General features: G+C 40.3%; 27 protein-coding genes and 1 pseudogene. 26 read left to right on the forward strand and 2 right to left on the reverse strand.

Annotation, left to right across the window (positions count from 1 at the left end; genetic code table 11):
- Positions 1-10 precede the first annotated feature (10 nt).
- The 9 genes and pseudogenes from L6468_RS00845 to L6468_RS00885 all read left to right on the forward strand — a co-directional run.
- Entirely contained in the window at positions 11-1036 is a 1026-nt protein-coding gene (locus tag L6468_RS00845; protein WP_237794313.1) for an acyltransferase family protein, read from the forward strand.
- Positions 1036-2085, forward strand: coding sequence for an acyltransferase family protein (locus L6468_RS00850; RefSeq protein ID WP_237794315.1), 1050 nt, complete (start codon positions 1036-1038; stop codon positions 2083-2085). The genes L6468_RS00845 and L6468_RS00850 overlap by 1 nt, the downstream gene beginning before the upstream one ends.
- A gap of 20 nt (positions 2086-2105) precedes the next feature.
- Positions 2106-3521, forward strand: a complete 1416-nt coding sequence (locus L6468_RS00855) for a lipopolysaccharide biosynthesis protein (RefSeq protein WP_237794317.1) — start codon at positions 2106-2108, stop codon at positions 3519-3521.
- Positions 3522-3535: 14 nt separating this feature from the next.
- Complete coding sequence (locus L6468_RS00860) at positions 3536-4768, forward strand: glycosyltransferase family 4 protein (protein WP_237794319.1); 1233 nt, start codon at positions 3536-3538, stop codon at positions 4766-4768.
- Positions 4765-5856, forward strand: coding sequence for a nucleotidyltransferase family protein (locus tag L6468_RS00865; protein WP_237794321.1), 1092 nt, complete (start codon positions 4765-4767; stop codon positions 5854-5856). Before L6468_RS00860 ends, L6468_RS00865 begins: the two co-directional genes overlap by 4 nt.
- A 26-nt stretch (positions 5857-5882) precedes the next feature.
- Positions 5883-6794, forward strand: a complete 912-nt coding sequence (rfbA, locus tag L6468_RS00870; protein ID WP_237794322.1) for a glucose-1-phosphate thymidylyltransferase RfbA — start codon at positions 5883-5885, stop codon at positions 6792-6794.
- Positions 6795-6796: 2 nt separating this feature from the next.
- On the forward strand, positions 6797-7216 hold the full coding sequence (locus L6468_RS00875; RefSeq protein WP_237794324.1) for a sugar 3,4-ketoisomerase: 420 nt from the start codon (positions 6797-6799) through the stop codon (positions 7214-7216).
- Positions 7203-7625 carry a sugar 3,4-ketoisomerase gene (locus L6468_RS00880; protein ID WP_237794326.1) on the forward strand — a complete coding sequence of 141 codons (423 nt, stop codon included), beginning with the start codon at positions 7203-7205 and terminating at the stop codon, positions 7623-7625. The genes L6468_RS00875 and L6468_RS00880 overlap by 14 nt, the downstream gene beginning before the upstream one ends.
- Before the next feature lie 253 nt (positions 7626-7878).
- Positions 7879-8106 (forward strand): annotated as a pseudogene (locus tag L6468_RS00885) (DegT/DnrJ/EryC1/StrS family aminotransferase); the annotation flags it as partial.
- A 74-nt stretch (positions 8107-8180) separates the two neighbouring features.
- On the opposite strand, the gene L6468_RS00890 reads toward L6468_RS00885, so the two are convergent.
- On the reverse strand, positions 8181-8990 hold the full coding sequence (locus L6468_RS00890) for a transposase (RefSeq protein WP_237794335.1): 810 nt from the start codon (positions 8988-8990) through the stop codon (positions 8181-8183).
- A gap of 140 nt (positions 8991-9130) precedes the next feature.
- On the opposite strand from L6468_RS00890, the gene L6468_RS00895 reads away from it, so the two are divergent.
- The 13 genes from L6468_RS00895 to L6468_RS00955 all read left to right on the forward strand — a co-directional run bounded on the left by L6468_RS00895 (position 9131) and on the right by L6468_RS00955 (position 22646).
- Positions 9131-9391, forward strand: coding sequence for a hypothetical protein (locus L6468_RS00895; protein ID WP_237794337.1), 261 nt, complete (start codon positions 9131-9133; stop codon positions 9389-9391).
- Positions 9392-9538: 147 nt separating this feature from the next.
- Positions 9539-10084 (forward strand): hypothetical protein, encoded by a 546-nt coding sequence (locus tag L6468_RS00900; protein WP_237794339.1) that lies wholly within the window; start codon positions 9539-9541, stop codon positions 10082-10084.
- Complete coding sequence (locus L6468_RS00905) at positions 10077-10994, forward strand: histidine kinase (RefSeq protein ID WP_237794342.1); 918 nt, start codon at positions 10077-10079, stop codon at positions 10992-10994. The genes L6468_RS00900 and L6468_RS00905 overlap by 8 nt, the downstream gene beginning before the upstream one ends.
- Positions 10995-11006: 12 nt before the next feature.
- A complete protein-coding gene (locus L6468_RS00910; RefSeq protein WP_237794344.1) occupies positions 11007-11300 on the forward strand; it encodes an STAS-like domain-containing protein in 294 nt (97 codons plus the stop codon).
- A gap of 215 nt (positions 11301-11515) precedes the next feature.
- Positions 11516-13306, forward strand: a complete 1791-nt coding sequence (locus L6468_RS00915) for an SIR2 family protein (RefSeq protein ID WP_237794346.1) — start codon at positions 11516-11518, stop codon at positions 13304-13306.
- 251 nt (positions 13307-13557) lie between these two features.
- On the forward strand, positions 13558-14391 hold the full coding sequence (locus tag L6468_RS00920; RefSeq protein ID WP_237794353.1) for a transposase: 834 nt from the start codon (positions 13558-13560) through the stop codon (positions 14389-14391).
- Between the two features lie 25 nt (positions 14392-14416).
- Positions 14417-15934, forward strand: coding sequence for a PDDEXK family nuclease (locus L6468_RS00925; RefSeq protein WP_237794354.1), 1518 nt, complete (start codon positions 14417-14419; stop codon positions 15932-15934).
- A gap of 402 nt (positions 15935-16336) precedes the next feature.
- Positions 16337-17614, forward strand: coding sequence for a DUF2971 domain-containing protein (locus L6468_RS00930; RefSeq protein ID WP_237794356.1), 1278 nt, complete (start codon positions 16337-16339; stop codon positions 17612-17614).
- Positions 17615-17801: 187 nt separating this feature from the next.
- On the forward strand, positions 17802-18287 hold the full coding sequence (locus L6468_RS00935; RefSeq protein ID WP_237794358.1) for a Panacea domain-containing protein: 486 nt from the start codon (positions 17802-17804) through the stop codon (positions 18285-18287).
- Positions 18284-19135, forward strand: a complete 852-nt coding sequence (locus L6468_RS00940; RefSeq protein WP_237794360.1) for a hypothetical protein — start codon at positions 18284-18286, stop codon at positions 19133-19135. The genes L6468_RS00935 and L6468_RS00940 overlap by 4 nt, the downstream gene beginning before the upstream one ends.
- Before the next feature lie 61 nt (positions 19136-19196).
- Entirely contained in the window at positions 19197-20471 is a 1275-nt protein-coding gene (locus L6468_RS00945; protein ID WP_237794362.1) for a DegT/DnrJ/EryC1/StrS family aminotransferase, read from the forward strand.
- Positions 20468-21061: a sugar transferase gene (locus L6468_RS00950; protein ID WP_237794364.1), complete on the forward strand. Its 594-nt coding sequence runs from the start codon at positions 20468-20470 to the stop codon at positions 21059-21061. The genes L6468_RS00945 and L6468_RS00950 overlap by 4 nt, the downstream gene beginning before the upstream one ends.
- A 166-nt stretch (positions 21062-21227) precedes the next feature.
- The gene (locus tag L6468_RS00955) at positions 21228-22646 is read left to right on the forward strand and encodes a metallophosphoesterase family protein (RefSeq protein WP_237794366.1); all 1419 of its coding nucleotides are present in this window, start codon (positions 21228-21230) and stop codon (positions 22644-22646) included.
- 29 nt (positions 22647-22675) lie between these two features.
- Here L6468_RS00955 and L6468_RS00960 read toward each other — a convergent pair whose 3' ends face one another.
- The gene (locus L6468_RS00960) at positions 22676-23485 is read right to left on the reverse strand and encodes a transposase (RefSeq protein ID WP_237794374.1); all 810 of its coding nucleotides are present in this window, start codon (positions 23483-23485) and stop codon (positions 22676-22678) included.
- A gap of 775 nt (positions 23486-24260) precedes the next feature.
- On the opposite strand from L6468_RS00960, the gene L6468_RS14785 reads away from it, so the two are divergent.
- The 4 genes from L6468_RS14785 (at position 24261) to L6468_RS00975 (ending at position 26755) form a co-directional block, all read left to right on the forward strand.
- On the forward strand, positions 24261-24401 hold the full coding sequence (locus L6468_RS14785) for a hypothetical protein (protein WP_431356646.1): 141 nt from the start codon (positions 24261-24263) through the stop codon (positions 24399-24401).
- Between the two features lie 439 nt (positions 24402-24840).
- A complete protein-coding gene (locus L6468_RS00965) occupies positions 24841-25251 on the forward strand; it encodes a type II toxin-antitoxin system HicB family antitoxin (protein WP_237794376.1) in 411 nt (136 codons plus the stop codon).
- A 297-nt stretch (positions 25252-25548) separates the two neighbouring features.
- On the forward strand, positions 25549-26070 hold the full coding sequence (locus tag L6468_RS00970) for a UpxY family transcription antiterminator (RefSeq protein ID WP_255779483.1): 522 nt from the start codon (positions 25549-25551) through the stop codon (positions 26068-26070).
- A 451-nt stretch (positions 26071-26521) separates the two neighbouring features.
- On the forward strand, positions 26522-26755 hold the full coding sequence (locus L6468_RS00975; protein ID WP_237794378.1) for a helicase associated domain-containing protein: 234 nt from the start codon (positions 26522-26524) through the stop codon (positions 26753-26755).
- The last annotated feature ends 66 nt before the right edge of the window (positions 26756-26821 follow it).

Genomic DNA, 26821 nt, shown 5'->3' on the forward strand with positions numbered 1-26821 from the left:
CGAATTTATTATGAGCCATAGAATCGAGTATCTTGACTTTTTACGTGGTATTGCAATTGTTTTTGTTGTAATGGGGCATTTTATTCAGTATAATTTGACAGGAACCACTGCAACAAGTTGTTTTAATTCCATATACAGTTTTCATATGGGTTTTTTCTTTTTTTTAAGTGGGTGTGTCGCTGCTCTTTCGTGCTCAAATAACACTTGGCAGAGATTTCCTTCATTTTTAAAAAAGAAATCCATACAGCTACTGCTCCCATTCTTAGTATGGGGGGGGGTACTTTCAATGAAACTAGGTCAGTTAAATTTTCTTGAGATTCCGAAACGCTTATTTGTTATTCTTAAAGATCCTTATATTGATGCTCCATGGTTTTTATTTGAATTATTTTTTATCCAAATTATATATTATATATGTTGTACTGTTAGTTCTGGCTGTAAAAATCGTTTAGGTCTGAATGCTTCATTACTATTGTCAGTTCCTGTTATTGTTATATTATTATTGATTAAACATAGATTAATAGGCTCTGGCTATTCATGGGTTAACCCAATGTACCTTTGTTGCTTTATATGGGGGCATATGGTGCAAACTTATTCTGACATAAAAATAAATGAGAAACTGAATATGCTGATCATTTTTATTGCGGCATTGTTTTTCTTTTGCATAGTTCCATTCTACGATTTTAAAATGGAACCAGCGTATTATAGAGAGGCTATAAAACTTACATGTTCAGTTTTGTTCTCTTTGGTGGCCTATGCGATCGTTAAGCATTATTATAGTAATATTCCTGCAAAGGTTCAAGGGCTTTATAACTATTTGGGTACACATACTATAGAAATTTACTTAACGCATTTTTGTGTCATATCAATTTGCTTGAAGTGTTGTCTAGATACAAGCATGATAAATAGTATTCCGCTGCTTCTTGCATTATATGTGATTTCTATTCCATTTGCATTACTGACAATTAAGATTTCAGATATAATTAAAGCTATACCCTTTTTGTCTTTGTTGTTATACGGAAAGAAAAGTTTATGGTAATGACCGATATTAAAATATTAAATCAAAGAACTCAAAGTAACGTTAGTTCTAGAGATAGTGCTTTGGATGTTGCTAGAGGCATGGCATTATTCTTAGTCGTGTTGTCTCATGCTTGTATTGTTTCATATTACTTGACCGAGTTTTATATCGTTGCATTTTTTTTGTTGTCGGGTTATTTGAGTAAGGAGAGAAACAGTTATTGGTCCAGCATAAAGAAAAAAAGTAAACGTGTTCTTTTGCCTTATTTCGTTAACAGTTTAATTCTTCTCATTATATATGCAGTTTTAAACTCTTTCTCTTCAGATTATATAATAACATCACTTTTAGGAGTCTTATATTCACGTAATTCAATTTACATAGGAGGTGAATCTATAATGGTTAGTGGTAATGCTCCTCTATGGTATTTAACATCGTTCTTTTCAACTTCAATTCTATTCCATGCTGTTATTGGTTATTATTCTAGAAGTTTCAGGAAAGGACTTTGTTTACTTGCTGTTCTTATTTCTGTCTCCATTGCATTGTCATCTATACCAATTTTATTGCCATGGAGTATTGATATGGTACCCTTTTTTACTGTAGTGATGCTTATAGGGTATTCTTTAAAAAACAAAAATATTAGTCTTAACTTTAATTGGTTAGCTACAGCGACCCTACTATTATGCTATATTGCAGTATGTTATGATAATGGTCCGGTAAATCTAAGCATAAGAAGATTTTGGGGGGGGCAAATTAATACTTTGATTGCTGGGATTTGTGGTTCACTGTTTTGTATTAGTTTATGCTATAAAAAATTACTTTTACCTGTTCGTCTATTTTTTGAGAAGATTGGAACGAATTCTATTGTGGTGTTGTCATATCATATTTTATTTTTTGGCTTGTATCGGAGAATAATTAGTTTGATTTTATCAAGTAATGAAGTTTCAATCGTGGATTCGTTTTGGTGTAATATGCTAATCGTAATTATTTCTATAATCACTTGTATTATCATAGGAAGAATCGTGGAGTACATCAAAACGTTTAAAATAGAGCGTGATATAAAGAGAGACTAGTTAAACTCGCAATATACGGTATGAAAAGCGAAGCAAAGAGTAGTGTTCTTTGGAGTGGTATTCAAAATATTGCAAACCAGGGAATTCATTTTATTATAACAGTAATAATAGCCCGCCTGTTGACACCTGAGGACTACGGCTTAATAGCTATGCTTGCTATCTTTTTTGGCCTAGCACAAGCTTTTATTGATAGTGGTTTATCTGGCGCATTAATTCAAAAGAAGAATTGTACAGATAAGGATTTTAATAGTGTGTTTGTTTTTGCTGTCAGTGTCTCAGTAATATTGTACCTTCTTTTGTTTATATGTGCTCCTCTAATAGCAAAACTATATAAGAATGACTTGTTAATAAGCTTAACAAGAGTATATTTGTTTAGTCTTGTTATAAATGCCATAGGGATAGTTCCTATGACAATTATGCATAAAAACCTACAATTTAAGCAATTTGCGTATATAACCACAGCTATTAATATATTTTCAGGAGTCGTAGCTATTATCACGGCATACAACGGTTTGGCTTATTGGGCCCTGGTTATCCAGATAATGATAACATCATGCTTGTCAACTATAGCTTATTTCTTTGTTACTAAATGGAAACCATCCTTTGAATTTTCTATGGAATCATTTAAGAGCATGATTTCTTTTGGCTTTCCTGTAATGTTAACTTCTGTGGTACATGCAATCTATAATAATTTGTATTCTTTAGTTATTGGAGCCAAATATGACTCAAGAGAACTTGGCCTTTACAACCGTGCGTATTCTTTCTCTAGCCTTGTACCGACAACGTTTAGTAATTTTTCAATGAGGGCAATGTTTCCTGTTCTTGCACGAGCTCAAGATAATAAAGAAGAATTAAAGAATAAAGTTTTAGAGATGCTACACTTATCATTATATGTGGTAGTGCCTATTAATGTATACTTGTTGGTTAATTGTCATGATATTATAATGATTGTGCTAGGAGACAAGTGGCTTGATTTGGTGCCATATTTAATGATTCTATGTGTCTCTTGTCTTTCCTATATATATACAAACATTCATATGACGACATTTAAAATTATAGGGAAAACAAAGAACCTTTTCGTTTCAGAAACAATTCGTAAATTACTTGGTCTGTTAACTATAATTATAACTGTTCCATATGGGGTTATGGTAATGGTTTATGGTTTATTGGTATATTCAATTCTTGATGTTATAATTAGCGCATTTATATTGGACTACAGTTTCTCAATAGGTTTCTTTAAACAGCTTAAAGCTTCTTTTACGCCGGTTTTGTTTTCCGTGATTTCGGGATTTGTTTGTTGGGGAATAATGTTGGTTTTCACTAATCTCTATGTGCGTTTTGCTATTTGTACTTTATCATTCGGTTTTTGTTACTTAGCTTTATCATTGCTAGTTAAAGAACGTGGTTTATATTTTATAAAGAATTATTTTAAATAACTTTTATTTGTCTAATGATTATTTGGTTTGTCAATAAAGAGGCGGCACCATCCACTGAATTTGCTACTCACATGAGGACTTTGCGACAAGCGAAGTTCTTTCAAGACAAGGGGTATGAAGTAAAGGTGTTCTGTTCTGCAGTCATCCATAATTCAAAGATAGTTCATAAGTTTAAAGGTATTTATCAGGAAGAGATTCATGATGATGTGCCATTGGTGTTTGTAAAATGCCCAGAATATGGGGAAAGTTTTGTGAAACGAGTGCTCTCGTTCATTGTGTTCTCCATCAATATGCTGAGAATAAAAGCAGACAAGAAACCAGACATCATTGTCCACGAATCGAAAACGCCCTTTGATATTCTCTGTATGAGGCTTGCCAAGAAATACAATGCTCGCTATATTGTTGATATTGAAGATCTATGGCCGTTTGAGTTTGAGCAAGTTGGGGTAATATCAAAGAATAATCCGATACTAAAACTTTTCTATAGGCTTCAACGTTATATCTATTCGAAAGGAGAGCATGTCGTAATCTCTATGGAGGGCGGCCAAGACTATGTAAGAGAGAGAAAATGGGATAAAGAACAGGGAGGTCCTATAGACATAAACCGTGTTCATTATGTTAATAATGGTATTAGTCTAGAAGAGTTCAAATATAATGCTGAGAACTATACTGTTTATGATGACGAATTGACGGATAAAGATACATTCAAAGTTATTTATCTTGGTAGTATCAGGCTTGCTAACAATCTCGACCAACTTCTAGATGCCGCCAAAGTACTACAGACAGAAAGGAATATAAAGTTTCTAATATTTGGTGACGGTCCTGAGCGTGCAGGATTAGAAGCACGTTGCGAAAAAGAACATATTGGAAATGTTGTATTCAAAAACAAGTGGATAGAGCTGAAATATGTTCCTTACGTTTTGTCTCATGCTGATTTGCATATACTTAACTATGGAAAAAACTGGGCACCTTATGGTGGATCTATGAATAAGATGATGATGGCATTTGCCAGTGGCAAACCGATGGTTTGCAATGCGGATTTGCCATACTCTGAAATCAATCGTCATAACTTGGGAATTGACAAGGTTTTTGATAATCCAGAAGAATACGCACAAGCTATCAAAAGCATCTATGATATGCCTAAGAATGAGTATGAGGCAATGTGTAATCGCGTGAAAGAGGTCGCCCAAAGATATGATATCAATTATCTATGTGAGAGGTTTGCTGAATACTGTGAGATAAAATGAAAGAAGTTATTGTTCCCCTGTTGAGAATGGGGTTGGGAAATAGTTTGGCAGAAGACGAGAATCTGTCAGACTATATTATGCTACCAGCAGATAAGTGGGAAGCATTAGGGAACTTAGCTCGTGAACAGGGCGTTTTGGGTATTATGCTCGACGGCGTAGATAAATTAGAGACCACGCCCTATGGTGCAACTAGGGCTTTAAAAGCTAGCCAGAAGCTAGAGTGGATTGGTGAAGTGTTGCTAATTGAGCAAAAAAATCGCCAGCAGACAGCTGTTATGAACGCCCTTGCTACGAGGTGGAAGAATAACGGTTGTCGTGTGATGGTGATGAAGGGACAAGCCAATGCTACGCTCTATCCCAAACCTGAGCATAGAAATCCAGGGGATATTGACTGCTATCTTTTCGAACATTATTCAGTTGGAAATACCATTGCTCGACAGGAGGGAAGTTCAGTAGATGAAAGTTGGTATAAGCATTCTGTTATTAACTATAAAGGTGAAACATTTGAAAACCATCAATTCTTTGTGCACACCCGTGAGGGTAAAAGAAGCAAATTATTGGAAAAGGAATTGGAAGAGGCTTTGAAAGTTGAAGAGAGTGAGTTTAAACAACTTACTCCTTCTACTGTTATGCCACCTGTTCAATGGACGGCAATGTTTCTGACCTATCATGCTTGTGCTCATTTTTTAACTGAAGGTTTAAGATTGAAGCAGGTTCTCGACTGGGCAACTTTCTTAAAGGCTCATCAAAATGATGTCGATTGGATAAAGTTCTATACGTTTTGTGAAAGATTTCATTTGAACATTTTTGCAGAGACGATAACCTCTATCTGCTGTAATCATTTAGGTGTTGAGATTTCAAATTCAGAAATTAGGATGAATGAAGCCTACGCCGAAAGAATGCTAAATAGTATTCTATATGATGATGACTATATTTACAATGAGGGTGAAGGCGGATGGAGGGAAAAGTGGCATATTGTGAGGAATCTTTTTCATTACCGTTGGAAATACGAGGATATATATAGAGATAGTATTTGGAAACAGTTGTGGTATTATGCAGCTGGATATATTTTTAATACTGAAAGTTAGTTTATTCTTTTGAAATATGTGTTGACATGAAAGGCATAGTACTCGCCGGAGGTTCCGGTACCAGACTTTACCCTATCACAAAGGGCGTGAGCAAGCAATTGCTCCCAATTTATGATAAACCAATGGTTTATTATCCTATTTCTGCACTTATGTTGGCTGGAATTAGGGATATTTTAATCATTAGTACGCCATACGACTTGCCAGGCTTCAAACGTCTTTTAGGTGACGGATCTGACTATGGCGTACACTTTGAGTATGCGGAACAACCTTCTCCCGATGGACTTGCTCAGGCATTTATTATTGGTGAGAAGTTCATTGGTGATGATAGCGCGTGTTTGGTTTTGGGTGATAATATTTTCTATGGTGCGGGGTTTACAAAACTCCTGAGAAATGCTGTGGAAGATGCTGAGGTGAATAAGAAGGCCACTGTTTTTGGCTATTGGGTTCACGATCCTGAACGCTATGGCGTTGCTGAGTTTGATAAAGAGGGAAATTGTCTCTCTATTGAGGAGAAACCTGCTAATCCGAAGTCAAATTATGCAGTGGTAGGTCTTTACTTCTATCCCAACAAGGTAGTTGATGTGGCGAAGCATATCAAACCTTCAGCCCGTGGCGAATTGGAGATTACTACCGTGAACCAGGAATTCTTGAAAGATGGCGAACTGAAGGTACAGACCTTGGGGCGTGGATTCGCATGGCTTGATACCGGTACCCATGATTCTCTCTCTGAGGCATCAACGTTTGTTGAGGTAATAGAGAAACGTCAAGGATTGAAGGTCGCTTGTCTGGAAGGTATTGCTTACCGCAACGGTTGGATTAGCGAGGAGAAGATGCGCGAGCTGGCTAAACCTATGCTGAAAAACCAGTATGGTCAATACCTGTTGCGCGTGATTGATGAACTGAAAGAATCAGTTAATTCTGATACATTTAGAAGATAACTATGGCAACAGTCGAGGACGTTAGAATAATAGAACTGCCCAAGTTTTTGGATGCTCGTGGGAACCTCTCATTTGCAGAACAGAATAACCATATTCCGTTTGAGATTAAACGGACATATTGGATTTATGATGTTCCGGGAGGTGAAGACCGTGGCGGTCACGCATTCAAAGAGAATCAGGAAGTGGTAATTGCTCTATCTGGAGCATTTGATATGTTGGTGGATGACGGAGAGCATCAGAAGAAGTTTGAACTGAACCGTTCTTATTACGGGTTGTATATCCCTGCTGGTCTGTGGCGCACTATGGAGAATTTCTCTACCAACTCGTTTGCATTGGAGTTTGGTTCAGTGAAGTATTCTGCAGAAGACTATATCCGTGATTATGATGAATTCTTAAAACTGAAGAAAGATGGCAAAATATAGTGTGTTCGACTGCTCGATGGTGGAGCTGGATAAGCACCATAGCGACCGAAAGGGAAACCTGACAGTGGTGCAGAATGGTGAGACTTTGCCATTTGATGTGAAGAGGGTGTATTACCTGTATGACGTACCGGGTGGTGAGAGCCGTGGCGCCCATGCACACAGAGATTTGGAACAATTGATCATTGCTGCATCTGGTTCGTTTACTGTGACGCTGGATGATGGTAAATGCAAACGCTCTTTCTTTTTGAACAGACCATATCAAGGACTGTATGTAAAGCCAGGGATGTGGCGTGATCTTGAGGATTTTTCTTCTGGAGCTGTATGTATGGTATTGGCTAGTGAGGTGTACCAAAAAGAGGATTATATTCGGGATTATCAGGAGTTCTTGGAGTTCCGGAAAGAGGAATAGGTTATGTTACCTTCGCAATTAAAAAGACGTTTGGAACTGTTTCTTGAAAACGAGGCTCGCTCATGTTCAATGGATTTTGGATGTGTTACACCTGAATATGTATTCCGCTCTTGGGGTGGGAGCGTTGCTATAGATGAGATAGCAACGGGACTTACTGAACTGCGGAAACAAGGAGTCCCAGAATTGGGAATATGAAGAAACCTATATTATTGAATTTGAATAATAAAAATCATAGAGTTGTAGAATTATGAACATGAAACTTAGAAATATTCCTTTTTCGCCTCCTGACATGACTGAGCAGGAGGCTGACCTCGTACGTGAGGCGATTATGTCGGGCTGGATCACAACGGGTCCGAAGACAAAAGAGTTTGAACGACTGATTGCTATGTGCTGCGGCACAGAGAAGGCGGTCTGTCTGAATAGTGCTACGGCTTGTATGGAATGCATCCTGAGAGGACAGGGGGGACAGGTCAGCGTCTCGCGGCGGCGTGAGGGTACAAGTCGAGCTGCTTAGTTCGGCTTGACTTTGATAATAGAGTGAAGAATAAAACGGTATTAGAGTTTCCCTGAATTCCAGATACGGTGGATGACTCCTTTGCCTATGCCAGTGAGTCGCTCCAGTTGTCGCAAGGAGGCGCCGCAATCTTTTAGTTCGAGAAAGACTTGTTGCTTGGTGTTGTTGTCCAACTGTTGAAAGGCATTGTTATTAGTAACACCAGTTTTCTCTATAATAAGTTTCCAAATCTGATCGTCTGAGGGCCTGCGGCGAGAGCTGCCTTCAATATCCAGGCAATAGACGTCTTCGGGTAGAGGCTCGTTTACCCAGGCTTCAAGTTCGGTAAAGGGAATACGATTCAGCACTGTCTTCGTATTGCAAATCTGAAAGACTGAATCTACGCTTCCGTCATATTCAGACCAGGAACTATACTCATAGTCTTTGACATGTTCAACAATGCCTGCCTTGACTGGGTTCTGATGGATGTAGCGCAGTAGGGTGGTGAAGTAGGCCATGTCGTTTACTGGCTCTGATTTGAATCGCTCTTTGAAGAGATGCCCATCACGGCCGTATTTCCGATTATAGTAATAAACGTAAGAACTGGCAATACGCTTGATGGTGTCTCCAACGGGTTCTTCTCGTTCACGTATTAGCAGATGGAAGTGGTTTGACATCAAGCAATAGGCATAATAGGTGCAGTTGGTGCCACAGGGATTGCCATCATCATCGTATTGGACGCGCATACGGTCGAGGGTGTTGATGAACTGGTAATAGTCCTCTGCATCGCAGAAGATCTCCTGATGGTTAATACCTCGCATCATGACATGAAAGATACCGGTGCTTGATGGTTTACGTGGCTGTCTGGGCATGAGTTTTTTCTTTTGACGCGCAAAGGTACGAAATAATTTATATAGAGAGAACGGAAAACGGGGATTTTTGAACACGAATCACTCGAATATCACGAATATGACTAAAGCGAGTCTTGGATCTATGAATTAAACTATTTAGAATGAATATAAACCCATTTAATGCCTATTGCGATGGCGCTTTAAGGACGGCTATTACTTCATGCCTCATTAACGGAAGAATTTCTGAGCAGCAGATTGACTTTGTGAAAGAGGTTATTTCAAAATTCAGAGAGGTGGAGATTGATAACTCATCCCTTCCTGATGCTGATAAGGAGAATCTGAAGCACCAATGGAAACAATGGCTTGATGCCACTGCCCATGGGATAAAGGATGAGCTGAGAGCGGAAGGGAAACTGGTGTAGCTGTTGAATATGGTGAAGAGGAAAGCAAGAATTTATTCTCAGCAGTGGAACCGGTGAGGAGAAGGGAAAGTAAGGTCTTGTCGAGATGCTCTGGAAATGGTGGTAAAGTTCGGCAATACCGCAATATTCAAGGACAAGAAGAGAAACATGATGATTACAAAAGAAAAGGTGATAGCATCACTAAAAATGTTGAAGTATATGATTCTCGGAACAAGGATAGTGAGACATCTATCCAATAACCGCTATATATACTTTACACTGGTATGTATTGCTATACCTATAATCATCTACTGGCGACACTTTGGTGCAAATGGCCTTAGCGACTCAACTGATAATTGGGGAACTTTTGGTGACTATATAGGTGGATGTTGTTCGTTAATTCTCGCATTAATAGCTCTTGTTATTACCAGAAAAATGGATAGAAAGGAGCGAAGAGATAAGAAAAGAGAAGAAGCTGCAGAAGAATTATATAATCAGATACAGAAGATTATAAGCAACGATTATGATGCAAGGCATGTTAACAAGTTGCGTCGAGATGCGGAAAAACATAGACTATATCTTTCTGAGGATTTATATCGGACCTTGATGAGACTTTCGGACTACTTTCTACAAGTTAGAGATGGAACGAAAAAGGAAAACCCAGAAAGGGAGGAAGAGGTTATCCTTAGGCTAAAGAACTTATACTATGAGTGATATTGTTTTTACAATACCTGTCGAGTTTACAATCACAACGGCGAGATACTTCTTAAAGGAGGTGGAAAGCGTTTTCAAGTGGAATGACCAAGAGAAACGGAATTTTAAACTTGAAGTTGGCTTGACAGAGAAAATAGACATTTTTGGCCAGTTATTGCTGTATAAATTCTTAGAGTATAGTGTTAAGCATCGCTGTTTCTATATGCCTAATATTAATGTGAACAGAGTTGTTACTGAAGAACTTAGAAAATCGACATTCTGGAGTTTGATAAATGACTTTATACGGAATCAAGATGTGAACTATAGAGAATTGAAGTTCCGCGAGTTTAAGGGAATATTTATCGTACCAATCAACTTGACAACCAAAACGAAAGATGAGGCAGAGGCTCTCTATGCACCTCGTATCACGCAATACTACCAGGACAGAAAGGTGCAATTTGTAGTATTGTCGTGTATGGGAGAGGTAGCCTCAAATTTCCACGAACATTCTAATGATAATACGAATGCCATATTAGTGGCATCCGGCGATAATAGTTGCTTTAGAATAGCATGTGCGGACACTGGCGTTGGAATAGTCACGTCACTTAGACCAGCCTTAGGTATCGAATACCAGCGCAAGAATAAATTTGAGGTGCTCCATAAATCTGTAGGAAAAGAAGTGACCTCCAAACGTAATACCGACCATACGGGATGTGGATTATGGCTTATAGACTCGTTTGTTACGGGTTTGAAAGGAGAACTGCATATTTACTCTGAAGGTGCATACTATATTAATCGCCAAGGAAAGATTAAACGGGGTGAGTGTTCTTATTGGAAGGGTACAATAATTTATGTGAACCTCCCGTTTAGTAATAAGAATGCTTTGATAGAAATGAGGAAACTCATGGAAGATGGACTGGTTGAAATATAAAAAGATTAAAATATGGAAAAAATTAATTTGAATAAATACGCTCCATTAATAACACGCAGAGAACTTGGTGGGGAGATTTATTCTCTTATTAGGCGTGGTCTTGATAGGAATGATGAAATTGAAGTGTCGATGACTAATATTGTTTCTATGACAACATTTTGCGCCAAACAAATTTTTGGCAAACTATATGTAGAATTGGGACGAGATGAGTATCTGCGTCGGATTCACCTCGTTAATCTCTCAGATGACGTGAACTTTATCATAAGGATTGGCATTACCAATGCAGTGAAGGAGTCGAAAGAGTAGGATGGCTGGGAGGCATGCCAAGAGAAGATGGCAGGGGGATAGTTCTGACATGAGAAATCATCAGTCACAAGTTTTTGGGTTCATGGTTCATGATTAATGGTTCATGGTCAATTGTGATTCAGGGCACTAACGGTTCATGGTGAATGATTCATGGTTCTTGAAGATAACCGTGACTCATTAATCGTTAACCGATAGTAACTAGCAAGTTTTTTAAAATGGATGAAAAAAAAGTTGATGAGATAACCAGATTGGCGATGAACATATATTCCAATAAAGGTGTGTATGCTTTATTGCTTGGTTCTGGCATTTCACTTTCTGCAGGAATTCTTTCTGGCTGGAGAGTTACTGAGGACTTGCTGAGGAAGTTGGCCTTTATGCAGGAAGGACATAATCCTGATGATGTGTTCCTGTGGTACAAAAATAAATACCACAAAGAAGCAGAATACTCGGATTTGTTGGGTCAACTGGGGCATCATCCAGCAGAGATAGGCAATTTACTATGGTCTTATTTTGAACAATCAGAAGAGGACAGGAAGAATAAACGGAAAGAGCCTACTAAGGCTCACGTGGCTATAGCTGAATTGGCTTCGAAAGGCTATTTCAAAGTCATAATCACTACTAATTTTGACAGATTGTTGGAAAACGCCCTAGACCAAAAAGGAGTGAAGTTTCAGGTGGTTTCAAATGAAACAAACTTAGAAGGGGCCGTTCCCATTGTTCATTTCCCCGTGACATTATTTAAGGTTAATGGTGATTATAAAGATACCCGTGTTAGGAATACGGAAGAAGAGCTAACTAATTATCCTCCGGTATGGAATAATTATCTGCTCGCAATACTTAAAGACTTCGGACTCGTTACATGTGGTTGGTCTGCAACTTGGGATAAGGCTGTGATAAATGATATCCTGAATAATAAACATCACCAGTATAGCTATAACTTTACTTACGTTGACAAGGATAAATCAAAGGAGATTATTTCTCTTAGTGATGATTGCAATGGTTCTACTTTTGGTATAGACGGGGCAGATGATTTCTTTACAGAACTGGCAGAGAGAATTAAGGCTTTAGAATTGATACATGACAAGGATATGGAGATAGATAAAGAAATTGCTATTGCCCGGGTAAAGGACTGTATTATGCGTGATGAAGATATAATACGCTATACAGACCTCTTTGAAAATGAAACTGCGCGAGTTATTCAAAAAGTTGGCGAGTTTACGTATACCAATGAATACATGAATGCCACGCTGTATAGTCAGATTTATTCAACGGCAATAAGTTATTTGTCAGTTCTCTTGCCTATGAGTGTTGTTGCTGTGAGATGGACCGATAGCAATCATGCAGAAGCAATTGTTAATGCTTTATCGGCCTTGGCAAATCGACCGATAATTATTAGTGGCGTGTTTACTGACGAAGGAAAGCTACAGAACCATGTTGTTGATACATTGTACCTATATGGGACGGGAATCGCATGTCTCTATTATCGGAAGTACGAACTGCTTGACAGGCTATTTAGAGTGAAACTTGATGACGCTGATAGATTATCATCTTCTTATCTGATAGATATTGCAAACTGTTGGCTAATTGATAGGGATAGGTGGAACGCTACATCACAAAACAGATTGAAGACACCGTTCAGTTGGTTGGTTTCAGATTTGTTGAGGCCCATGTTTGCAGTTATTAAGGACAAAGAGGAATTCGATACCTATTTCTGTGTCTTTGAGAAATTGCTGGCTATGTATTACTATATGCTGATATCTTCAACCATGCAGATAGAGGAATTTCGTCATAATGCTCCGATAGGACAGTTTGCATGGCAGTCGTTCTATTTTACTCGAAAGAATGACAATAAGTATGAAGCGTTCTTTAATGAAATAGTAGATCTAAAAGAGCAGTCGTCTCAACTTAGAGGAGGGTTGTTTGAGGGTAAATATGAATTATTTAACGAGGCATATGCTGAAGTTAATGAGATAGAAAAGAGGGTCAGACCTTATATGATGTATTAGGGGACGATTTCGGATGGCAGAGGCTGATTTGCGGCATAAAAAATCATTACTCACATTGTTTTAATAATTGCAAGGACCGGGGGGATGGGTACCTGTTTCACGAATAATAGGAGTCAGCAATAATCAATAGTTGAGAATGCCAAGGTGAGCGAGACAAACATCAGGAACGGGGATTTATCACGTGATGATGCGTGGTATAAATCACTAGAACCGACGCACGCAGCAGGCGCAGAGCCAAACGTGTTTGAGCTATGCCTTGCAAGAAGGAGGAAGACGAAGTCAATATTTTTGAAGAGCAAGAGGACTATTACCAGTTTCTCAAGACATTGGACATGATGGCTCTGTCGTATGAGCCTGATGGTACCCCCTCTGGAAGAAACTATATCCTTTATGCTTACTGTCTGATGTCGAACCATATCCACCTGCTCATCCGTGAACGAGAGGACACAATTGGAATGGCTATAAAAAGGATTGCTTCATCTTATGTGTACTATTATAATCACAAGTATTCTAGAGATGGTCATCTTTTTCGCGAGCGGTTTAAGAGTGAGCCTGTGAACGATATGGCTTATTTTGTAACGCTTCTCAGGTATATACACCAAAACCCTGTGAAGGCAGGTATGGTGGCAGAGGTGAAGGATTATGAGTTCAGTAGTTGGGATGAGTACATTGATAAGAATAGTACGTTGTTCCCTTTATGTGATACTCGCACTGTTTTGAACCGAATACCCTTTAGTGAGTTGAATGAACTTGTTAATGAGCCTTTGTCTGCTGATATTGTCTGCCTTGATATAGAGGATGCTTCGAAAGGACGACCTTCGGATGATCAGGTTATGATGCTGATCAAGGAAAAGACTGGCGCAACGAATAGCAGCGCTTTTCAACAATTGCCTGCAGATATAAAGAAGTCTCTGTTAATAGAATTGAAGGGTAAAAGAGCATCATTGCGTCAGTTGGAGAGATTGACTGGAATCGGAAAGAGCATGAATGATATATCGCATGTGATGAAACAGGGACCCGTCCCGGCGGTTCTCTATCGGGGAGAAGCAAGAGGGATATCGTTTACGACGCAAGATGAGAAATAGTGGTTTTATGTAAGGTTGTAATAATATGAAACTATTATTGCTAGAGCAGAATAAAGATAAAAAAGGAACACTACTTGAAACCATAGTAAAAGTCCTTTTGGAGTATTTGGGGTATAAATATGTTACCACGAACGAAATCGGTAATGGAGGTAATGAAATAGATGTACTTGCTGAGAGACGTCAAAACAATTTTGGTGGCTCTACGACCTATCCTTTGATTTGTGAATGTAAGGCTCATGAGAACCCGATTGGCATGAATGATTGGCTGAAGTTCTTGGGCAAAGTGTACAAGGAGAAGCGTAATAATTCACTTTCATCCGGACTAATGATTGCTCTTTCTGATGCAAATGGTAATGTGAAGGGTGATATCAGAAATACGAACTATCAGGACGATGCTCGTTTGTTAACTGGCGGTGATCTTATAGAGCCGATAAAATCTTATTATAGACTTTGTTCTTATTCGCATGTGGCAGAAATAGTTAAATATTGGACAAGTTTGACACAGACGGATTGTGATATTGCCTTTTACGAGAATACGCCATACTGGATCGTTTATTTTTCAAATGGAAGCTTCTCTGTTCTTGATAAAAATGGGGACTTCTTAAAAGTAGATATCCTAAATTCGATTGTAACAGAATTTACGGCAGTATCCACATATTCTTTTGATAAATACATTGATATAAGAAAAGACAGATCCGTGTATTATAAAAAGAAAGCAATTAAGGATATTTCTATTTGGGCATTAATGAGTGGACCTTTAACTTATAATCAGATTCTTGAAGAGATAAAACGAAATACTGGTAGTGAGTTGCACGTTGAAGAATATGAGGTTGACATGTGCCTGAAAGAATTGGATTTTGTTAAAGCAGAAGGTAATGAAGCATGTTTAAAGCCTATATCAGAGATTAATATGATTGAGTTTTATAAGACCGTTTTAGGGCTTGGTATCCCGACTAAACTATACAACAAATACTATATTGATCATATTGATGAAGCTCTATTGGAAGAAATTATGCTGTTGCATGACAATATTGAGCTTAACACAGAAGAACGAAAGACGGTCTTATTCTTAATGAAACATTCCCCTTCTGCATTAAGGATGGCATTGTATCCAAATCCTCTTTTTGCACCGAAGTCGAAGGTTGTAGGCGGTGATGCAAAAGCACTAAAAGAAAGCATCAAGAGTACTTTCATACAAACACTGGCAAACTGCCTTGAGGTGGACGCAGATAGCGACATCGCTATGCTGCTGTTTGACAGGTTGGAATTAAGAGACTTCTATAAACAAACGAATTATCATGCTGTTTTGAAGGATGGTTCGCAGATAACAATTCCTGTTGCCAAGAGATTATATTATATACCATTTGAAGAGGAAGACGGTGGTGTTGTAATGCAAGCAAGCCATGATTTTGTGGGTAAATATGATTCGAAGGCCGGCTACATGGTAGGAGGCAAGAAAAAGAATCAAGAGGAAAAAACATTCTTCGGAATTGTGAAGCATAAGACTGGTGTAGATGAAGAATATTTGTCTATATTTGCTTGAAAAGTAGCGGTATTATGACCCAAGACGAGAGGTGGCAGAAACGGTACCAAGAGGTAGTCGTGTTATTTATGTCAATAAGCGCAATCCATCGCGTCATCGAATAGAGGAACATGATATGCTGAACTTGGTGAAGGCGAATAGGAAAGCCCTTAATGCTGAAAAGATGAGGCCAGAAAAGGTGAGGCTTTCGGGAGGTTGATGAGGCTGTACGAACTGTATAAGAGGAAGAGTCAATATGAGTGATTCTTATGAAACGAACACAATCATTCTTCTTGCTGAGTCTAGAAATATGGCTTGTCTTTTCTTGTGTGGAAAGGATGAGCCATTTGTGCTTTAAAGAGATCATCCTGGACTTTATTATGGGACTAGAGTATAATCAGAATTCTAAAATATTTGCTGCAGATGCTATCGTTTGAATTGAAATACGACGGGAAACCGGATATAGAAGTCTGGGAAGAGGGCTTCAAGAAGTGGCTGTCGGCCATAGAGATAGATAGGGAGAAGTTCAAAGTTAAGATTGTATCGGGCTTTGATCGTCTTCCTAATCTGGGGAAGATGGTGGCTACGTATGATGGGAAACTATTGTTTGACATTCATCTATACCGGAAATATGGGCGGAGTGAAAACGGTCACAGAACAATATGCGGTATGTTTACTGTCAGCATACAAGACGAGGGAAAGATGCTGATGAAGCCAGGAGAAAAACTGCAACTGAACATTGATGATAAAGGGAGAGTGAATTATATGGGTAAACAAACGCATATTGTTGAGGCGCTGATGGATGTGTTACCATTGCGAGACGAGAAGGTTGTGAAGAAAATAGCAAATGCACTGGGTGTTGCTCCTGAGCATATTAAGATGGATACTTATCAGAAGAGGTATGTAATAGATACGCCTATTCCTGAATTGGACTGGAAGGCGGATCCTATGCCTAGTTCTTTCTATAAGTATGTTCCACTGAATGTATTCCACCTGATGTTGCTGAACGGCACGTTCAGAATGAATTCTATCATATCTCAGAGTGATACACAAGAGTCTTTCTATATTGGTGACTTTGTGTGTAGTGACTATGAGGATGAATTCAAACGGTTTGCAGGGGTAATCTCAGAACAGAACACACTGATATCCTCTTTTACCACTGAATATGACAGTGAGTATATGTGGAGAGAGTATGGCGATAATGGGCAGGGCGTTTGTCTGTGTTTCAATTTGATAGGAGGACAGACGCTAAAACAGATGCAGTACATTAATGAGGAGACAACAACCCTGTGGAAATATAAGAAGGTGGTTGACCAGTTGAAGAAAGAGGGAGTGCATGTGCATTTCTCAGCAATAGATGATTGGCATAGGTTTGTGAAGAACGACAAGTACGACGATGAGAAAGAATGGCGGTTGCTGATCGATTATAAGGGTGATATAAAATATGATTTATATGGCAACAGATGCGTATCGTACAAGGACTTTAAGTTTAAGGGGCGTGATTTGCCTGAGATTGGCTTGCAGCTAGAATCTATAGTGATAGGACCAAACCAGCCCAAAGGGGCAAGCAACTTTCCGCTACTGACCCAAAGGGCGCATAAGTTGTTTGGTGATGAGGTTGTTGTTAATAGGAGTCAGTGTGTTATGAGGCCTTTCTTGCTGAGAGCCATATCAATAATCGGCCAAATGTTATCAAAATAGAAATGATATGGAGGGAACAGATGTCTCGAAAAACTCGTCATGACAAGAGGATGGGCTCGAGATGACAGGTGGAAGTGTGGGCAAAGGATAATAGGATAAATAATAGGTATGAAAATGCGTTTTTTTGAGATAAATTGCGGGAGATTCAAAGAAAAGTTGTATTTTTGCAGGTGTAAAGTTGGTGTATATGGAAGAACTTAGGCAAATAGCATCTTATATTTGTATGCGCTATCAAAAGGAATTTGGTAGATGCATAGATGAGATGAAACTGCATAAATTATTGTATTTTGTGCAGCGGGAATCTATTGTGCAGTTGGGTGCTCCAATATTTAAAGAGGAATTCGAGGCATGGAGGTATGGTCCTGTGCTTGTTCCTGTGCGTCAACTGTACAGAGACGGTATGCTTGATACTCCATTGTCGGCAGAAGCTATAGAAAAGTATTCGGCTGTATTTGACAAGGTGTTCTCGCAATATGCGGTGAAGGACTCCTGGAGTCTTAGTTCACTTACGCATGGCGAGTATTCTTGGAGGCATGCCAGACAGGGCGTTCCTGATGATGTGAACTGTACGAATAAAATGACCGTGGAGGATATCTCTATCGATGCGCAAAGGATTAAGACGCGTCGATTGCTATTGTCTGCCCTAAAAACGTCAGAGGATTTTTCGAAATGAGAATTACAAAGGAACAACAGGAAATACTGGATTCTTTGGTTTGTGAACGTTTATCTCGTAATCCGGCGAATATGCGTGAGATAGATCAGTTCTTTAACTCGAAAAATGATAAATTGGTAGAGAGACTTCTAAACGAGGCTTATTCTGAGGATGAGGGTGACAAGATAGCCTATTATCTGGTGAAAGATAAAGAGGGGCATATCTTGTTCTATTTCTCATTGAAATGCGGACAACTATACGATAAGCATCTAGACTTCGACTTGTTTAAGTTGTTGGGCGAGTTGTATGATGGTCTTCTTAAGATGAAAAGTGAGCCGGATATTACTCCAGAGGACTCATTAGCTATTGATAAGATACTTGAGGAGATTCGTTCGCGAAAAGGTGTTCTGAAAGAGGACCTGAAGAAGATTACAAAGAAGAACCGATCTATAGAGGACTTTGAAAAGCTCTTTAAAGATGATGCGGATAAGGTAGGCGCAACTTTCTCTGGAATAGAAATCGTACAATTCTGTTCAAACGAGGACTGCTTGGACTATTGGAAAAATTTCGGTATAAATCAAAAACTGGGTGTCGTTGTCTTTTGGCAGTTTATTGTACCAATCATCATAAAGATAAAGGAATGGATAGGGTGTGAATATCTTTTCCTGTTTGCTGCAGATGACTCAGAAGATGAGAACTTGGTGAACTACTATAAGTCATGGCTAAAGTTTGAAAGCTCAAATGAGAGATCTGCGGCAACACCTGTATATGATTTGACCTGCAAATTCCTATATCAGGAAACGTGTTCTCTTGAAGAGAAACGTGACGCATTCTTTAAGAATTTCAATCCAGACGAGGATGCTGTTTGATTTTTAGTTCTAGAATCTGCAAACATATTCGCATAATACAAGAAAAACAAATAACTAAGATATGAACATGAAATTGAGAAATATTCCTTTCTCTCCGCCTGATATGACGGAGGCAGAGGTGAAAGAGGTGAGAGAGGCTATTCTCTCGGGTTGGATTACTACGGGTCCAAGAACGAAGAAACTGGAGGCACAGATCTCAGAGTTTGTGCATACTGATAAGACTGTGTGTCTGAACTCGGCAACGGCAGCACTGGAGATGGTGCTGCACCTGCTGGATATTCAGCCAGATGATGAGGTGATAGTGCCGGCATATACCTACACGGCAACGGCATCGGTAACTCAGCATGTGGGCTGCAAGCTGGTGCTGGTGGATAGCCAAAAGGACAGCGTGGAGATGGACTATGACAAGTTGGCTGCAGCTATCACGGAGAAGACTAAGGTGATTGCACCTGTAGACCTGGGCGGTATCGTGGCTGACTATGACCGCGTGTTTGAGATTGTGGAGGCAAAGAAGGGTTTGTTTAAGCCTAACAATGCTTTGCAAGCGAAGATTGGAAGGATTGTGGTGTCTGCTGACTGTGCGCATAGCTTTGGCGCCAACCGTAAGGGTAAGATGGCGGGTGAGATTGCAGACTTCTCTTCATTCAGCTTCCATGCGGTGAAGAACTTCACAACAGCTGAAGGCGGTGCACTCACTTGGAATCTTCCATTTGGCAATGAGGTGGTTCCTGCGGATGCGGATTATATGCATACAGTGCCTAAAAAGGAGGGCGAGACATGGAATGAAATGCTTTACCGTCTAAGCCAACTATTCTCTCTTCATGGGCAGAACAAGGATGCCTTGGCTAAGACAAAACTGGGTGCCTGGGAGTATGACATCATTGGCCCTTGGTACAAGTGCAATATGACTGATATCATGGCTGCAATGGGTTTGGTGCAGATGGAGCGGTATGAGGGCTTGTTGAAACGTCGTCAGGAGATTGTGGCTAAGTATAATGAGGCGTTGAAGGATCTGCCCGTGGCAGTTCTGAATCATAAAGATGCTGACCACTGCAGTTCTCATCACCTGTATCTGGTGCGCTTGCTGGGTAAGACCCGTGAGGATGCCAACAAGGTGATAGAGCAGATGGCAGAACGTGGTATAGCCTGCAATGTACACTACAAGCCACTGCCTATGATGACAGCATATAAGGCACTGGGATTTGACATCAAGGATTATCCTAATGCATATCATCTGTTTGAGAATGAAATCACGTTACCATTACATACAAAACTCACAGATGAGGATGTTGAGTATGTGATTACTAACTTCGTAGATATTTTGAAGAATTCGTGAAAAGAGCGTTTGATATAATTGCGAGCGGATTGGGACTGATAGTACTCAGTCCGCTCTTTTTGGTTTTAGCTATCTGGATTAAACTGGATAGCAAGGGGCCTGTGTTTTATCGTCAGGTGCGCGTGGGCTTTAAGAACAAGGATTTCCGCATCTTTAAGTTCCGCTCTATGAGAGTTGGGGCTGATAAAGGAAGCCTTGTAACCATTGGTGGTCACGACCCTCGTGTAACTCGCTCTGGCTATTTTATTCGTAAGTTTAAATTCGATGAACTGCCTCAGCTGATTAATGTGTTCCTTGGGGATATGTCGTTGGTTGGTCCAAGACCTGAGGTAAGGCATTATGTAGACTACTGGACGCCCGAGCAAATGCACGTGTTGGATGTCCGCCCAGGTATTACGGACCCCGCTAGCATCAAGTTCCGCAACGAGAATGAACTGATGGAGCAGGCGGAGGATCCCGAGAAGTATTACATCGAGGTCATCATGCAGGAGAAGATAAAGCTGTATCTGGAGTATGTGGAGAAGCATTCCTTCTTCTATGACATAACGCTAATCTTTAAAACCTTTTGGGTAATCGTGAAGGAACGGTAATATGGATGTTGTTGAGCGTTTGAAGTCATTCATTGAAAATGAGACTCGTTCATGTTCTATGGATTTTGGTTGCATTACAGCGGAGTATGTATATAGATGCTGGGGTGGGAAAGTGCCATTGGAAGAGATAGAGGTTGCTATGAAAGAGGTCAGGAATCTTTCATGAATGGTCTATAAAGAAAAGGATAATTGTACTGAAATCATGAACAAATTTTCGATACTTCATATTTCTGATATTCACAAGATAGAAGATGTGACATACCAGTCGCTATTGAATTCGATAAAGAAGGATATGGCGAATTGGAATAATGAGGGCATACAAAAACCTCACTTTATCGTAATCAGCGGCGATCTTATTCAAGGCGCAAAGACAGATGAGGAAATAGAAAAGCAGTACCAAGAAGTGACTTGGTTACTGGAAGAGTTGACCAACCTTATCCTTGACGGACACAAAGAGAGGCTTATTATGGTGCCTGGAAACCACGATGTGAACTGGTTTAGGTCGAATGAGAGCATGGAAGTGTCGGATGACAAGGATGCCGATAAGGATTATGACACATACTTCGCACCAATACTGACTGATGTGAGATGGAGCTGGAAGGAGAGGAAATACTTCAAAATAAAGGATTATAGTATATACAACTCCAGGTTTGAGCTGTTTGCCAATTTCTATAACAACTTTTATCAAGGGATTTACACTTTCCCCGCAGAGGCTGTAAAGGGGGCGAACCTGATTTACTTTGAGCAAGAGAAAATAGCTTTTGCCTGTTTCAACAGTAATTATAAATTGGACCACCTGAACCATAGTGGTAGCATAGACGAGGATGCCATAACAAACATCAGTGATAATCTGGAAGAACTTTATGAAAAAGGGTATCTGTTGGTGGGCGTATGGCATCATAACTATTACGGGGAACCGCGCCAAATGGACTATATGGACAAAAACATATTTGCTCCGATGTTAGCCTATAAAATAAGGATGGGTCTGTTTGGCCACCAACATATAGCACAAGTGGCTGAAGAATATGCCAATATGGAGGAGCCAGAGGAGAGCAGAAGAGAAAATAAGCTCTTGCTCATTAGCTCTGGAACTCTATTCGGTTTTGAGAAGGTACTGCGTCCAGGACAGAGGCGGCAATATAATATCATAGAGATTGAGATGGGATATGGAGAGGCTGATGTGGCAATAAACACCCGAGAAGACTGGAATCCTAACTCTAACTCAAAGATACCGATGTGGCGGTTTAAGGAGGTGCGGCAGAGTATAGACAATAAGATACACGCAAAAGTATACCTAAAGAAAACGCCACTGATGGACTATGTGCTGGAGATAGACAGAAAGGCCAGGATGACGGGAGATTATGAGTCTGCCTGTGATGAGCTGGTCTCTCTTGGACTGGAAAAAGAAGAAGTGAGGAAATTCTTTGATGACTATATTGGAAGAACATGTGACCAATATATCTGTAAGCAATTTGAGAATCTGAATTCTCCGGACGGCTATATACTGTTGTGGGAGGACAGGGGGGACAGGTCAGCGTCTCGCGGTGGCATGAGGATGCAAGTCGAACTGCTTAAAGTGGCTTGATTTGATAAAATGAAGGACGTAAATCTACATCAGAGTTTATCTGAGTTCCAGATACGGTGGATGACTCCCTTACCTATGCCGGTGAGTCGTTCCAGTTGTCGCAAGGAGGCGCCGCAATCTTTTAGTTCGAGAAAGACTTGTTGCTTGGTGTTGTTGTCCAACTGTTGAAAGGCACTGTTATTAGTAACACCAGTTTTCTCTTTAATAAGTTTCCAAATCTGATCGTCTGAGGGTCTGCGGCGAGAGCTGCCTTCAATATCCAGGCAATAGACGTCTTCGGGTAGAGGCTCGTTCACCCAGGCTTCAAGTTCGGTAAAGGGAATACGATTCAGCACTGTCTGCGTATTGCAAATCTGAAAGACTGAATCTATGCTTCCGTCATATTCAGACCAGGAACTGTACTCATAGTCTTTGACATGTTCAACAATGCCTGCCTTGACTGGGTTCTGATGGATGTAGCGCAGTAGGGTAGTGAAGTAAGCCATGTCGTTGACAGGTTCTGACTTGAAGCGCTCCTTGAACAGATGCCCATCGCGACCGTATTTCCGATTATAGTAATAAACGTAAGAGCTGGCTATGCGTTTGATGGTGTCTCCAACGGGTTCTTCTCGTTCACGTATTAGCAGATGGAAGTGGTTTGACATCAAGCAATAGGCATAATAGGTGCAGTTGGTGCCACAGGGATTGCCATCATCATCGTATTGGATGCGCATGCGGTCGAGGGTGTTGATGAACTGGTAATAGTCCTCTGCATCACAGAAGATCTCCTGACGATTTATACCTCGCATCATGACATGGAAGATACCGGTGCTTGATGGTTTACGTGGCTGTCTGGGCATGAGTTTTTTCTTTTGACGCGCAAAGTTACGAAATAATTCACATAGAGAGAACGGAAAGTAGAAAAAAACAGAAATAACCCTTTTCGATGTTTGTAGCTCCTGTAGAGCTCTAGTGATAAGTGGTATGGACTTGGCTTTAAGAGCGAGCTCTTATGCCCACTCCATGCCACTTATCGCAATAACTGCGTTATTACAAGCATCGAAAAGAAAAAACAACGGCTTGGAAAGCCTGAAAAATCATGTTTATCTCGACCATAACAGCAATGATATTCTTTTCGTGAACATGTAATTGCCATATAATTGGAACATTAATTTCTCATTAATTGGCTCGCGCTAAAGCGTGAGTAAGATATGGTCGCCTAAAGGCTCAAAATTCTAAGAAAATCAATTAAAAAAATTATAAGGACCTAAAGGTCCGGAAATGGTGATAGTCACCTAAAGGTGAGTAACCGAGTTCTACTCGCTTCGCTCGTCGAAGAAATCGAGCAAAATCTATTCAAAATCGAGCAGAATCATAACAAATCATTCTCTAAGATAAGGGAGAAATATAAGATTTGAAAGGGCAGATAAAAGGGCAGATAAATAAGCAAATAAGTAAGTAATTAATTAAGCGAAATGGTTGTAACTTGCTGAAAATCAGTGTATGTGAAAGGGCAGATAAAAGGGCGGATAAATAAGCAAATAAGTAAGTAATTAATTAAGCAAAAGCGACGCTGATGGTGCGGATAGAACGGATATGACGCAGGAAGAACGTTGGAACTTTCGGTATCAGGAGATGGTTGATTTCATTCAAACCAATCATCGTAATCCGTCGAAGTATCGGATTGAGGAGCATGACATGCTGAACTGGGTGAAGACGAACAGGAAGGCGATGAATGCGGGGAAGATGAGGCCTGAGAGGGTGGAGGCGTGCTGAAGCAACGGAATCAGGAATCCAAGGATTCACGGAAATACGGAAGATGTCGGATGGCTGATGGCTGAGGGCGTGCTTCGCAGGAATTATGGAAATGCGGAACATAGCTTCGCTGGATCTACGGAATTAAGGATCTACGGAAATACGGAAGCACTACGTGTGGAATTACGGATCTGAGCTTCGCTGGAATTACGGATCCAGGGATTTACGGAATTACGGAAATGGCTGATTGTTTTTTCAGACTGAAATGTTAAATTTGTATACGAGGAACGATTTTGTTCCAAAAATATTTGGGAGATTGGAACGAAAATGTTGCCTTTGCGCCATATTTCACAAATTAATAATTATAGATTATGAAGTTTAGTGAATTCTACAAGCTACTCGAAGAACACGGGTGGCGAAAAGAAGTTTCAATCAACAATTCAACAACAAAATCGCTATTATGAAAAGGAAGTTAGTCGGTGTTATAGAAAAGGCAGGTGACGGAGGTTACGGCATCTATGCACTTGAAGATGTGATTCCCGTAACAGGTTACGGACTCACAGAAGAAGAAGCAAAGAAGGACTTTGTGGAACAAATTAAGGAACAGGCCGACTATTACAAGGAGAAAAAAGGTATCTATCCCGATTGGTATGAAGAAAACCAGGAAGTGGAGTATAGGTATGACATGTCAGCCTTCTTTATGAGTTTCCCATTTATCAATGCTTCAGAGTTAGCAAAGAGTCTGGGTATTAATCCGTCTCTCATGAGAAAGTACAAGAGTGGGCTCGCAAAAGCGAGTGCCAAACAAAAGGACTTGATTCAGGAGAAGTTTAACGGATTGGTTGAAAGGCTAGAGTTAGTGAAATTCTAAACATTATGGCAGAAAAGAGAGAAATGGGCTGCAAGCAGTTTGCTTGTGGCTCATTTTTTTGTAAAAAAAGTGGTTGATTTGTATCAATGTCAGAAATAATTTGTATTTTTGTGGCGTTGAACGCAGCCGCGCAAGAATGGCGGCTGTGGTTAAAGTCATAGAGCGACTGAAAATCAGAGTGGTATGATGGAGACGGAAGACGGGAGAAGGCTGAGGTCTGAGGGCGGAGAACCGAGGGCTGAGGCGAGAATTGGGCGCGACACAACAGTGTGTGGTGACCCCAATCTTTGGTTTCCAATGAGGGTGACGTATGCTCGTGAGATGAAGGTGAAAGCGGAGCTGGACAGGCTTGGGATAGAGAATTTCGTGCCGATGACGTACCGGATAGTGGAATCACGGAAACAGGGAGAGGTGGAATCACGGAGGGTGTTGGTGCCTGCTATCAATAACCTGATTTTCATTCACTCTTGTCAGGAGAGGATAAGTGAGCTGAAAGCGAAGAACGAGATACTGGAGCCGCTGAGGTATATGATGGACCATACGGCTAGCGAGGCGCACACGATTATGACGGTGCCTGGCAGGCAGATGGAGAACTTTATGCGGGTGGCTTCGAAGACGGATGACAGCGTGATGTGGCTGGATGATGAGACAATCGTAGGAAAGGAGGGTAAGCGCGTGGAGATCATGGGTGGTGCGTTTGAGGGCGTGACTGGCGTGATTAGGCGGATAAAACGATGTAAGAGGGTGTGCGTGGAGATTGAGGGGATCGCGAGTGTGGCGATAGCGTATGTGCCGGTGGGACTGCTGAAAGAAGTGTGAAGGCTGATGGCTGAAGGCTGAAGTGTGAACACGGATGGTGCGGATTGGACGGATGGGTACTCTGGTCGCAGAGCTCAAAATTATTATAAAATTAATTTGGAAAATTGTAGGGACCTAAAGGTCTAGAAATGGAGAAGTGCGCTAACGCGCAGAAATCCAACAAATCTGATCAAAATCAAGCAAATTATTGAAAGAAAAAAACAAGAAAAACTCTCACGCAGTATGTGTTGGACTTGCAGTCCAGACAAGATGTGAGGCGCCTATTTTTCCTTGTGTGCAAGCACCCAGGAAAAAACAGTCACCTTACATCTCGGTCTCTTGCAGAGACAGTACATACAACGTGAGCAAAAACAACGGCTTGGAAAGCCTAAAAAATGGTGCACGCTGGATTGTTGGAGGGTAGGTTCGTGTCAACTGATGGTTCAGTGTTTATGGTTCTTGGTTCACGATTATGACACAGGAGGAAAGATGGTTGGAAAAATATCATGAAGTGGTTGAATTTATCGAAACCAATCATAGAAATCCATCGCGTCATAACCCCGAGGAGAGGTATAAATATTGCAACTGGCTAAAGCATACTAAGAAGCAATTCAATGCGGGCGAACTTAAACCAGAGAGGGTAGAGCTTTTTATTAGACTCCTTGCATTAGCAGAAGAGAATAAGCATGTAAACCAGTGGATATGATTCTACAGAAATAAAATAGGGAGTGGCGAAGCACTCCCTGTGGCAGCTTAATAACTAAAAACAAAA

The sequence above is a fragment of the Prevotella communis genome, from assembly GCF_022024115.1.
In the GTDB taxonomy this organism is placed as follows: Bacteria; Bacteroidota; Bacteroidia; order Bacteroidales; family Bacteroidaceae; genus Prevotella; species Prevotella communis.

What these genes read in the sequence shown, in the direction of transcription:
- L6468_RS00845 (WP_237794313.1), top strand. Translation starts at nt 11, where the DNA reads ATGAGCCATAGAATCGAGTATCTTGACTTTTTACGTGGTATTGCAATT.
- L6468_RS00850 (WP_237794315.1), top strand. Translation starts at nt 1,036, where the DNA reads ATGACCGATATTAAAATATTAAATCAAAGAACTCAAAGTAACGTTAGT.
- L6468_RS00855 (WP_237794317.1), top strand. Translation starts at nt 2,106, where the DNA reads ATGAAAAGCGAAGCAAAGAGTAGTGTTCTTTGGAGTGGTATTCAAAAT.
- L6468_RS00860 (WP_237794319.1), top strand. Translation starts at nt 3,536, where the DNA reads ATGATTATTTGGTTTGTCAATAAAGAGGCGGCACCATCCACTGAATTT.
- L6468_RS00865 (WP_237794321.1), top strand. Translation starts at nt 4,765, where the DNA reads ATGAAAGAAGTTATTGTTCCCCTGTTGAGAATGGGGTTGGGAAATAGT.
- rfbA (WP_237794322.1), top strand. Translation starts at nt 5,883, where the DNA reads ATGAAAGGCATAGTACTCGCCGGAGGTTCCGGTACCAGACTTTACCCT.
- L6468_RS00875 (WP_237794324.1), top strand. Translation starts at nt 6,797, where the DNA reads ATGGCAACAGTCGAGGACGTTAGAATAATAGAACTGCCCAAGTTTTTG.
- L6468_RS00880 (WP_237794326.1), top strand. Translation starts at nt 7,203, where the DNA reads ATGGCAAAATATAGTGTGTTCGACTGCTCGATGGTGGAGCTGGATAAG.
- L6468_RS00890 (WP_237794335.1), bottom strand. Translation starts at nt 8,990, where the DNA reads ATGCCCAGACAGCCACGTAAACCATCAAGCACCGGTATCTTTCATGTC.
- L6468_RS00895 (WP_237794337.1), top strand. Translation starts at nt 9,131, where the DNA reads ATGAATATAAACCCATTTAATGCCTATTGCGATGGCGCTTTAAGGACG.
- L6468_RS00900 (WP_237794339.1), top strand. Translation starts at nt 9,539, where the DNA reads ATGATGATTACAAAAGAAAAGGTGATAGCATCACTAAAAATGTTGAAG.
- L6468_RS00905 (WP_237794342.1), top strand. Translation starts at nt 10,077, where the DNA reads ATGAGTGATATTGTTTTTACAATACCTGTCGAGTTTACAATCACAACG.
- L6468_RS00910 (WP_237794344.1), top strand. Translation starts at nt 11,007, where the DNA reads ATGGAAAAAATTAATTTGAATAAATACGCTCCATTAATAACACGCAGA.
- L6468_RS00915 (WP_237794346.1), top strand. Translation starts at nt 11,516, where the DNA reads ATGGATGAAAAAAAAGTTGATGAGATAACCAGATTGGCGATGAACATA.
- L6468_RS00920 (WP_237794353.1), top strand. Translation starts at nt 13,558, where the DNA reads ATGCCTTGCAAGAAGGAGGAAGACGAAGTCAATATTTTTGAAGAGCAA.
- L6468_RS00925 (WP_237794354.1), top strand. Translation starts at nt 14,417, where the DNA reads ATGAAACTATTATTGCTAGAGCAGAATAAAGATAAAAAAGGAACACTA.
- L6468_RS00930 (WP_237794356.1), top strand. Translation starts at nt 16,337, where the DNA reads ATGCTATCGTTTGAATTGAAATACGACGGGAAACCGGATATAGAAGTC.
- L6468_RS00935 (WP_237794358.1), top strand. Translation starts at nt 17,802, where the DNA reads ATGGAAGAACTTAGGCAAATAGCATCTTATATTTGTATGCGCTATCAA.
- L6468_RS00940 (WP_237794360.1), top strand. Translation starts at nt 18,284, where the DNA reads ATGAGAATTACAAAGGAACAACAGGAAATACTGGATTCTTTGGTTTGT.
- L6468_RS00945 (WP_237794362.1), top strand. Translation starts at nt 19,197, where the DNA reads ATGAACATGAAATTGAGAAATATTCCTTTCTCTCCGCCTGATATGACG.
- L6468_RS00955 (WP_237794366.1), top strand. Translation starts at nt 21,228, where the DNA reads ATGGTCTATAAAGAAAAGGATAATTGTACTGAAATCATGAACAAATTT.
- L6468_RS00960 (WP_237794374.1), bottom strand. Translation starts at nt 23,485, where the DNA reads ATGCCCAGACAGCCACGTAAACCATCAAGCACCGGTATCTTCCATGTC.
- L6468_RS14785 (WP_431356646.1), top strand. Translation starts at nt 24,261, where the DNA reads ATGGTTGATTTCATTCAAACCAATCATCGTAATCCGTCGAAGTATCGG.
- L6468_RS00965 (WP_237794376.1), top strand. Translation starts at nt 24,841, where the DNA reads ATGAAAAGGAAGTTAGTCGGTGTTATAGAAAAGGCAGGTGACGGAGGT.
- L6468_RS00970 (WP_255779483.1), top strand. Translation starts at nt 25,549, where the DNA reads ATGAGGGTGACGTATGCTCGTGAGATGAAGGTGAAAGCGGAGCTGGAC.
- L6468_RS00975 (WP_237794378.1), top strand. Translation starts at nt 26,522, where the DNA reads ATGACACAGGAGGAAAGATGGTTGGAAAAATATCATGAAGTGGTTGAA.